Origin of the sequence: Streptomyces prasinopilosus (genome assembly GCF_001419695.1) — a bacterium.
GTDB lineage: Bacteria > Actinomycetota > Actinomycetes > Streptomycetales > Streptomycetaceae > Streptomyces > Streptomyces prasinopilosus.
In genome coordinates, this window is the sequence record NZ_LIRG01000707.1 from 1 (window position 1) to 7,717 (window position 7,717).

General features: G+C 73.5%; 5 protein-coding genes and 1 pseudogene. 2 read left to right on the forward strand and 4 right to left on the reverse strand.

Annotation, left to right across the window (positions count from 1 at the left end):
* Nucleotides 1–53 precede the first annotated feature (53 nt).
* Together AOK18_RS24925 and AOK18_RS24930 are read left to right on the forward strand one after the other, a co-directional pair.
* Nucleotides 54–2,561, forward strand: a pseudogene (locus AOK18_RS24925) (helicase-associated domain-containing protein); the annotation flags it as partial.
* A gap of 258 nt (nt 2,562–2,819) precedes the next feature.
* A complete protein-coding gene (locus AOK18_RS24930; RefSeq protein WP_055695783.1) occupies nt 2,820–4,463 on the forward strand; it encodes a DNA repair helicase XPB in 1,644 nt (547 codons plus the stop codon).
* Between the two features lie 249 nt (nt 4,464–4,712).
* Here AOK18_RS24930 and AOK18_RS24935 read toward each other — a convergent pair whose 3' ends face one another.
* The 4 genes from AOK18_RS24935 to AOK18_RS24950 form a co-directional block, all read right to left on the reverse strand.
* Nucleotides 4,713–5,633, reverse strand: a complete 921-nt coding sequence (locus AOK18_RS24935; protein ID WP_240503307.1) for a nucleotidyl transferase AbiEii/AbiGii toxin family protein — start codon at nt 5,631–5,633, stop codon at nt 4,713–4,715.
* Between the two features lie 42 nt (nt 5,634–5,675).
* Nucleotides 5,676–6,866: a type IV toxin-antitoxin system AbiEi family antitoxin domain-containing protein gene (locus tag AOK18_RS24940; protein ID WP_055695784.1), complete on the reverse strand. Its 1,191-nt coding sequence runs from the start codon at nt 6,864–6,866 to the stop codon at nt 5,676–5,678.
* A gap of 151 nt (nt 6,867–7,017) precedes the next feature.
* On the reverse strand, nt 7,018–7,209 hold the full coding sequence (locus AOK18_RS24945) for a hypothetical protein (RefSeq protein WP_157865173.1): 192 nt from the start codon (nt 7,207–7,209) through the stop codon (nt 7,018–7,020).
* 132 nt (nt 7,210–7,341) lie between these two features.
* On the reverse strand, nt 7,342–7,717 hold a 376-nt coding region (locus tag AOK18_RS24950; RefSeq protein WP_338119136.1), incomplete at its 5' end, for a hypothetical protein.

Genomic DNA, 7,717 nt, shown 5'->3' on the forward strand with positions numbered 1-7,717 from the left:
GCCGGCCCGGGTGGCCAGCTGGGTCAGGTCGGTGGGCACGGGCGTGACGAGGTCGGGCCGGCACCCGCGCCTCGGTCGTCCGCGCCCTGGACCGGCTGGACCGGTTCACCCTGCAGACCGCGCAGGCGCTGGCCGTGGCGGCGGATCCGGCGCCGTACGGCGAGCTGCTCGGGCTGATGGCGGGCGACGGGGGCGACCCGGCGGTGGCCGCCGCGCTGCCGGGCGCCGTGCGGACGCTGCGCGGGCAGGCCCTGGTGTGGGGCGGCGACGACCGGCTGCGGCTGGTCCGCACGGCCCGTGAGCTGCTCTCCCCCTCCCCGCAGCACCCGTCGCCGACGGGCCTCGGCCCGACCGTGCGGGAGGCGACGGCCGGGATGTCCCCGGGGCGGATCCAGGAGATCGTCACGGCGGTCGGGCTGCCCTCCACGCACGACGCGGTCTCCGCCGTGACGGCGCTGACCGGGCTGTTCACGGACCGGGAGCGGATGGCGGCACTGCTGGCCGAGGTGCCGTTCGAGTCGCTGGAGGTGCTGGAGCGGCTGGTCTGGGGACCGCCCTACGGGCAGGTCACCGCCGAGCCGGCGGCCCGGCTGCGCCGGCTGCTGGACCGGGGCCTGCTGCTGCCGACCGCGCCCGGGACGGTCGTCCTGCCGCGGGAGGTGGCGCTGCACCTGCGGGGCGGGCGGGCGCACCGGACGGTGGAACCGGTGCCGCCGCAGGTCGGGGCGGCGGCCACGCACCCGCCCCGGACGGTGGACGCGACGGCGGCCGGACAGGCGTACACGGCGCTGGCGACCGTCGAGGAACTGCTGAAGGACTGGGACGAGGGCGGCCCGGCGGTGCTGCGGTCCGGCGGGCTGAGCGTGCGGGACCTGAAGCGGACCGCCGCCGCCCTGGACGTGCCCGAGCAGGTCGCCGCGTTCTGGGTCGAACTGGCTTACGTGGCCGGCCTGCTGGCCTCCGACGGCGAGGCGGACGAGCGGTACGCGGCGACCCCGGCGTACGACGCCTGGCGGGAGCGGCCCGCCGCCGAGCGCTGGACGGTGCTGGCCGCGGCGTGGCTGACGGCGACCCGGACGCCGGGACTGGTCGGCGGGCGGGACGCGAAGGACCACACCCTGTCGGCCCTGGGGCCGGGACTCGACCGGTCGGCGGCGCCCGAGGTGCGGCGCCGGGTGCTGACGCTGCTCGCGGAGCTGCCGGAGGGGTCGGCGCCGGACGCCGGGTCGGTGGTGGAGCGGCTGCGGTGGGAGCGTCCGCTGCGCGCGGCGGACGGGAGCGCCGGTTCCGGTGCCACGGGTCCGGGCGGGAGCGCGGGGCCGGGCGTGGGCGACGATCTGCGCTCGCGGCTGGCCCGGTGGACGCTGACCGAGGCCGAGATGCTGGGCGTCACCGGCCGCGGCGCGCTGTCCGCGCACGGGCGGGCCCTGCTCGGGACGCCCGCGCCCGCACCGGTGCCCGCGCCCGCACCGAAGGCGCGGGCCGGGCGGGCGGACCGGGCGCCGGACCCCTCCGGGCCGGGCGACCGGCTCCCCGTCCACCACCGGGCGGCCGCCCCGCACCCTCCCGTCCTCGCCGCCCTCACGCCCGCCGAGCGGGCCGCCGCGTCCGCCGCGGCCGCCCGGCTGCTCGCCCCGCAGCTGCCCGAGCCGCTGGACCACGTCCTGCTCCAGGCCGACCTGACGGCGGTCGCGCCCGGCCCGCTCCGGCGGCCGCTCGCGGACACGCTGGGGGTGCTGGCGGACGTGGAGTCGAAGGGCGGGGCGACCGTCTACCGGTTCACGCCGGGCTCGGTGCGCCGTGCTCTGGACGCCGGCCGGGCCGCCGCCGACCTGCACGCCTTCCTCGCCGCGCACTCCCGCACCCCGGTGCCGCAGCCGCTCACGTACCTGATCGACGACGTGGCCCGCAGGCACGGGCACCTGCGGGTGGGCGCGGCCTCCGCGTACGTGCGCTGCGACGACGACGCGATGCTGAACGAGATCCTCGCCGACAGGCGGGCCGCGGAACTGGGCCTGCGCCGGCTCGCGCCGACCGTGCTGGCCGCGCAGGCCGACCCGGCCGGCCTGCTGGAGGGACTGCGCCGGATGGGGTTCGCGCCGGCCGCCGAGTCCGCGGAGGGCGACGTCCTGATCACCCGCGCGGACGCCCGCCGCACTCCGCCGCGCACGGCGCCCGAGCCGGTCCCGGAGGGGCCGCCGGTGCCCGACGACACGCTGCTCGCGGCGGCGGTCCGCGCCGTGCGCGCCGGGGACCTCGCCTCGACCGCACCCCGCAGGGCCAGGGCCGGAGAGGCGGACGGCACCGGGGCGGGGAGCGGTGAGCCGCCCCGCACCGGGGTCGCCGAGACCCTCGCCACCATGCAGGCCGCCGTCCTCACCGGCGAGACGCTGTGGATCGGCTACGTGAACGCGGAGGGCGCCGCCAGCCAGCGCGTCATCGCCCCGGTCCGCGTCGAGGGCGGTTTCGTCACGGCGTACGACCACACGGCCGACGCGGTGCGGACGTACCCGCTGCACCGGATCACCGGGGTCGCGGAACTGGCGGACGACGAGGACTGAGCGGCCTCCGCCGCCCGGACGCGGCCCGCCGGGGTGCCCGACCCACCGGGGTGCCCGGCCCGCCGGCGCACAGGGGTCCCTGAACGCGCGGGACCCGCCGCCGAGGGCTCCCCGCCCCTGTGGCCGCTGTCACTGCGGCCCCCCGGGCGGCGGGCGATCAGGCAAACTGGACGTTTGGCCGGGCTGTGCCCGCGCAGTGCCCGTGCCGAGTCCGCCGCAGAGCCGCAAAGCCGCAGAGCCGCAGAAAGGCAGCCGCGCGTGAATGGTCCGCTCATCGTCCAGTCCGACAAGACGCTTCTCCTGGAAGTCGACCACGAGCAGGCCGACGACTGCCGCCGTGTCATCGCGCCCTTCGCCGAACTGGAACGGGCGCCGGAGCACATCCACACCTACCGGGTGACCCCCCTCGGCCTGTGGAACGCGCGGGCCGCCGGCCACGACGCCGAACAGGTCGTGGACGCGCTGGTGCAGTACAGCCGCTACCCGGTGCCGCACGCGCTGCTCGTCGACATCGCCGAGACGATGGACCGCTACGGCCGGCTCAGCCTGCTCAAGCACCCGGCGCACGGTCTCGTCCTCACCAGCACCGACCGGCCCGTGCTGGAGGAGGTGCTGCGCTCCAAGCGGATCGCCCCGCTGGTCGGCGCCCGCCTCGACCCGGACACGGTCGCCGTGCACCCCTCGGAGCGCGGGCAGATCAAGCAGGTGCTGCTGAAGCTGGGCTGGCCCGCCGAGGACCTCGCCGGGTACGTGGACGGCGAGGCGCACGACATCGAACTGCGCGAGGACGGGTGGGCGCTGCGCCCCTACCAGAAGCAGGCGGTGGAGAACTTCTGGCACGGCGGTTCCGGGGTGGTGGTCCTGCCCTGCGGCGCGGGCAAGACGCTCGTCGGCGCCGGTTCGATGGCGCAGGCCAAGTCGACCACGCTGATCCTCGTCACCAACACCGTCTCGGCCCGCCAGTGGAAGCACGAGCTGGTGAGGCGGACCTCGCTGACCGAGGACGAGATCGGCGAGTACAGCGGGACCCGGAAGGAGATCCGGCCCGTCACCATCGCCACCTACCAGGTGCTGACGACCCGCCGCAAGGGCGTCTACCCGCACCTCGAGCTGTTCGACTCCCGGGACTGGGGCCTGATCCTGTACGACGAGGTGCACCTGCTGCCCGCGCCCGTCTTCAAGTTCACGGCGGACCTCCAGGCCCGGCGGCGGCTGGGCCTGACGGCGACGCTGGTGCGGGAGGACGGCCGCGAGTCCGACGTGTTCTCCCTCATCGGGCCGAAGCGGTTCGACGCGCCGTGGAAGGAGATCGAGGCGCAGGGCTACATCGCGCCCGCCGACTGCGTCGAGGTCCGGGTCAACCTCACCGACTCCGAGCGGATCGCGTACGCCACCGCGGAGACGGAGGAGAAGTACCGCTTCTGCGCGACGACCGCCACCAAGCGGAAGGTCACGGAGGCGATCGTCCGGCGGTTCGCGGGGCAGCAGATCCTCGTCATCGGGCAGTACATCGACCAGCTGGACGAGCTGGGCGAGCACCTGGACGCCCCCGTGATCAAGGGCGAGACGTCGAACGCCCAGCGGGAGAAGCTGTTCGACGCGTTCCGGGAGGGCGAGATCAGCGTCCTGGTGGTGTCGAAGGTCGCGAACTTCTCGATCGACCTGCCGGAGGCCACGGTCGCCATCCAGGTGTCGGGCACCTTCGGGTCCCGGCAGGAGGAGGCCCAGCGGCTGGGCCGGGTACTGCGCCCCAAGGCGGACGGCCACCAGGCCCACTTCTACTCCGTCGTCGCCCGCGACACCATCGACCAGGACTTCGCGGCCCACCGCCAGCGGTTCCTGGCGGAGCAGGGATACGCGTACCGGATCGTGGACGCGGACGAACTCCTCACGGAGAGCTGACCGTACGGGAGGGCCGACCGCGAAGGATCCGGAGCTTCTTGGGCCGGACGGCGTTCGCCGGCCCGCACCGCCCTCACCGTCGGTGATCCGTGCACCGACGGTGGAGCCGGGCCATGACGGCCGGCAGGGGTGGGATCAGCCAGGAGAAACACGGTCGGGAGACCGTACCGCCGCAGGCACGGGTCCCCAGGGGCGGTCCGCAGGGGTCCCGCCGACGAGTGAGTGCGGTGGATCGCCTGGTCCGGTGGATCAGGTCCATGATCTCTGGTGCGGGATCCACGTGCCGTGTGCTGTCTCGCCGAGGATGGGGTCGAGGAAGGCTTCGGCTGCCTCGGTTGCTTCGGCGAAGCTGCTGCAGCCTTGCAGGCCGAGCACGATCGCGGCTTGCTGGGGATATCCGCCGTGCCAGTCCGGGCCGGGGGCCTCGAATGCGGCGGGAAGGACGATCCGGGTACCGAGGCTGCGACGACGATCCGCTTCGCGCTGGAGGGCTCGGCAGACGGCTGGTCCGGTCACCGTCTCCTGCTGGCTGATCAGGAGGAGGTCGGCCGGGTCACGGTAGCGGTTGGATCCGTGTTCGCCGTTCAGGCCGTGGCGCTCGTACATGGCGCAGATCTTGTCCGCGATGTGGTCGATGACGGGGTAGAGGCGGACGTCGGGCCAGTCGACGGGCCATTCGATGTCGACAGCGGATCTCAGGGTGCGGATCTCGGGGATGCCGGCCAGGGTGCGGCCGACGACGAGGTCGACCTTGATGGTGGCGACGTTGGCCGGTCCGAGGAAGACCTGGAAGTACTGTGCGCCGCCGCGTCCTTCGTCGCTGTGTCCGAGGAACTTGCCGGGGACGTAACGCAGGTAGTCGCCGAGGTCGAGGGAGGCTGCCTTGATGACGAGTTCCCTGGCTTCTTCGGCACTGCGGTCCGGGTGCGCACACTGCAGGTCGATGTCCTGGCTGAGGCGGGCGGCTCCGCGGTAGCGGACCAGCAGGGCCTGGCCGCCCTTGATGAGCCAGCTGTCGGGTTCCTCGGTGAAGACGCGGGCAGCCAGGCGGTTGAAGTAGAAGATCTTCATGAGATCGGGGACGCTCATGCCGGTCTTCTTCGACATGTTCCTGGCGGCCTGCGTCAGCGCTGCCCGGAACGCCGACGGACTCGCATAGCTCTTGGCCACGTGCGGTTCGCTCCCCCACCCGACCCCCTGGGACCGCCGACTCTAGTCGGGAGCGTGCTTGTCCTCCGGCTCTTTTGACTTTCCGTCATCCGTGGCCGTGTCTTCCTCGCCGGACTCTTCCACGCCGGTCGGCGATGCCGCTTCCAGCTGCTGCAGCGCGCGGACGGCCCGGTCCATCGCGGTGCCGGACACCGCCGCCCCCCACAGCGCCCGCCGCGTTTCGGGCGAGAGGACCGCAGGTGTCTTCGAAGCCGGCGGAACACGGTCGGGCGACGCTGCCCGTGGGAACGCCTCCCCGGGTCCGGAGGCGGGCATGGCGTCCTCGAACGTTCCGGCGAAGGGCGACGGTGTCTCCCGCTGGAGTGCGCGCAGTGCAGGAAAGAACCGGGGCGCATTGCCATCGGGTGCCGTCCGGATCCCGGCCTGCTGCGCGGCAATGGCCCGGAACAGGGAAACGTACGCCTCTCCCTCCAGTGCCTCCCGGAAGGGCTTCACGGCATGGAGATACCGCATGAGCACGCCGAGTTCCGCGCCGATGGCGAGGCCCTCTTCGCCGGCGCGGGCTACTTCCTGGGAGTGCAGGGTCCGTCCGGCCTGGCCCACCAGGTGCTCGATGAGTTCGTGGCCTGTGGCCACCGCGGAAAGGCCGTACTTGCGGGCGTACGGCTGAACGGCGCCCGCCAGCGCGTCGATGTCCACGAGGTCACGGCGTTCCGCGTCGGCGATCACACCGCCGACGTGGCCACCGTCGGCCTTGGCGTGCAGGAGATCGACGACGGTGCGTGCCGCGGTGGTCACCGGCAACCCGTCGACGACGGTGATGTCCGCGGCGTCCAGACGAACAGTGCGCAGCCGGACGAACGGCTCAGTGGTCGTGCGGCGGCGGGGGACACTGATCTCCACGTCGGGGGCGGGAATGTCGCCGAGGCCGTGCAACTGGCAGGCGGAGGCGTGGGAGACGACACCCGAGTCCCGGCCGCCCGGAGGGCGATCCCATGCGGGCACTCCGGGCTGCAGACGCAGCCAGGCCACCTTGATCTCCAGATACCGTGGCAGGCCGGCGGCCGGCAGCACGTAGACGCCCCGGCCGACGCTCTCCAGCAGGCCGGCCTCGGTCAGCCGCTTGAGCTGGACGCCGCCAAGACCAAGGTCTCTGGCCTGTGCCGCGGTCACCAGCCCCCACTGGTCAGCGGCCACACCCGACAGGGTCGCCAACTGCTCAGCACGATCCATGCAGAGGAGATTACCCATTCTCACAGAGTTTTTTACCCTTAGGCCGTAACGAACTCTGCATACGACTTGGGAAATCTGTAACTTTCTCTGCATGATCAAATGGTCGCGCCACTCAGCGCGCCATCCTCCGCGAAACGCTTCCGACTCCTCGTCACGGCCGGTACAGCCGTCGCATCGACGCCGTCGACCCTCTGCGGACGAACCGGGGCGTGCTGTCCGACCGCGCCGTGCCGTCACCGAGGTCCACAGCCCACAGGCTCCCGGCACTCGTCGGCGGCCGGCCGTCCTCGTCCGTCTCCGTGCGGAAGCGGACCTCCACGTGGTCGTCACCGAGGTTCGTCACCGACCGGTCATCCACTTCGCGTCCACCGGACCGGACTGCGCAGCGAGGAAGGCCGGTGCCTCCTGATCCGGCTGGTGGCCCGCCACGGTCGCCGACGGACAGCCGCCGGGGGACCGACGTCCACCACACCGCCTACCCCTCGGGCAGGTTGAACACCAGCAGGACGACGAACAGCGGGGGCAGCAGCGAGAGCGCCGCCGCCCAGGCGCGCGGGACCGACCACCGGGTCCGCCACGGCAGCAGCCAGGACGTGAGCCAGGCGCAGAGGGTCAGGACGCCGCCGAGGACCGTCCCCCAGAGGACCACGTCCAGGGCGGTCGTCAGGGCCCGTGAGCAGTCGTCGGGGCCGCAGGCGTCGGTCGCCATGGGCGACATCGCCGCCGCCAGCAGCGCCACGGGTCCCAGGACCGTCAGGAGCGCGGTCGCGATCGTGGGCGCCACCCAGGCCCGGCGGTCCTGGTCGGGCGGGTCGGGCACCCCCCGCATCAGGGGGGCGGAGCGGTCCTGG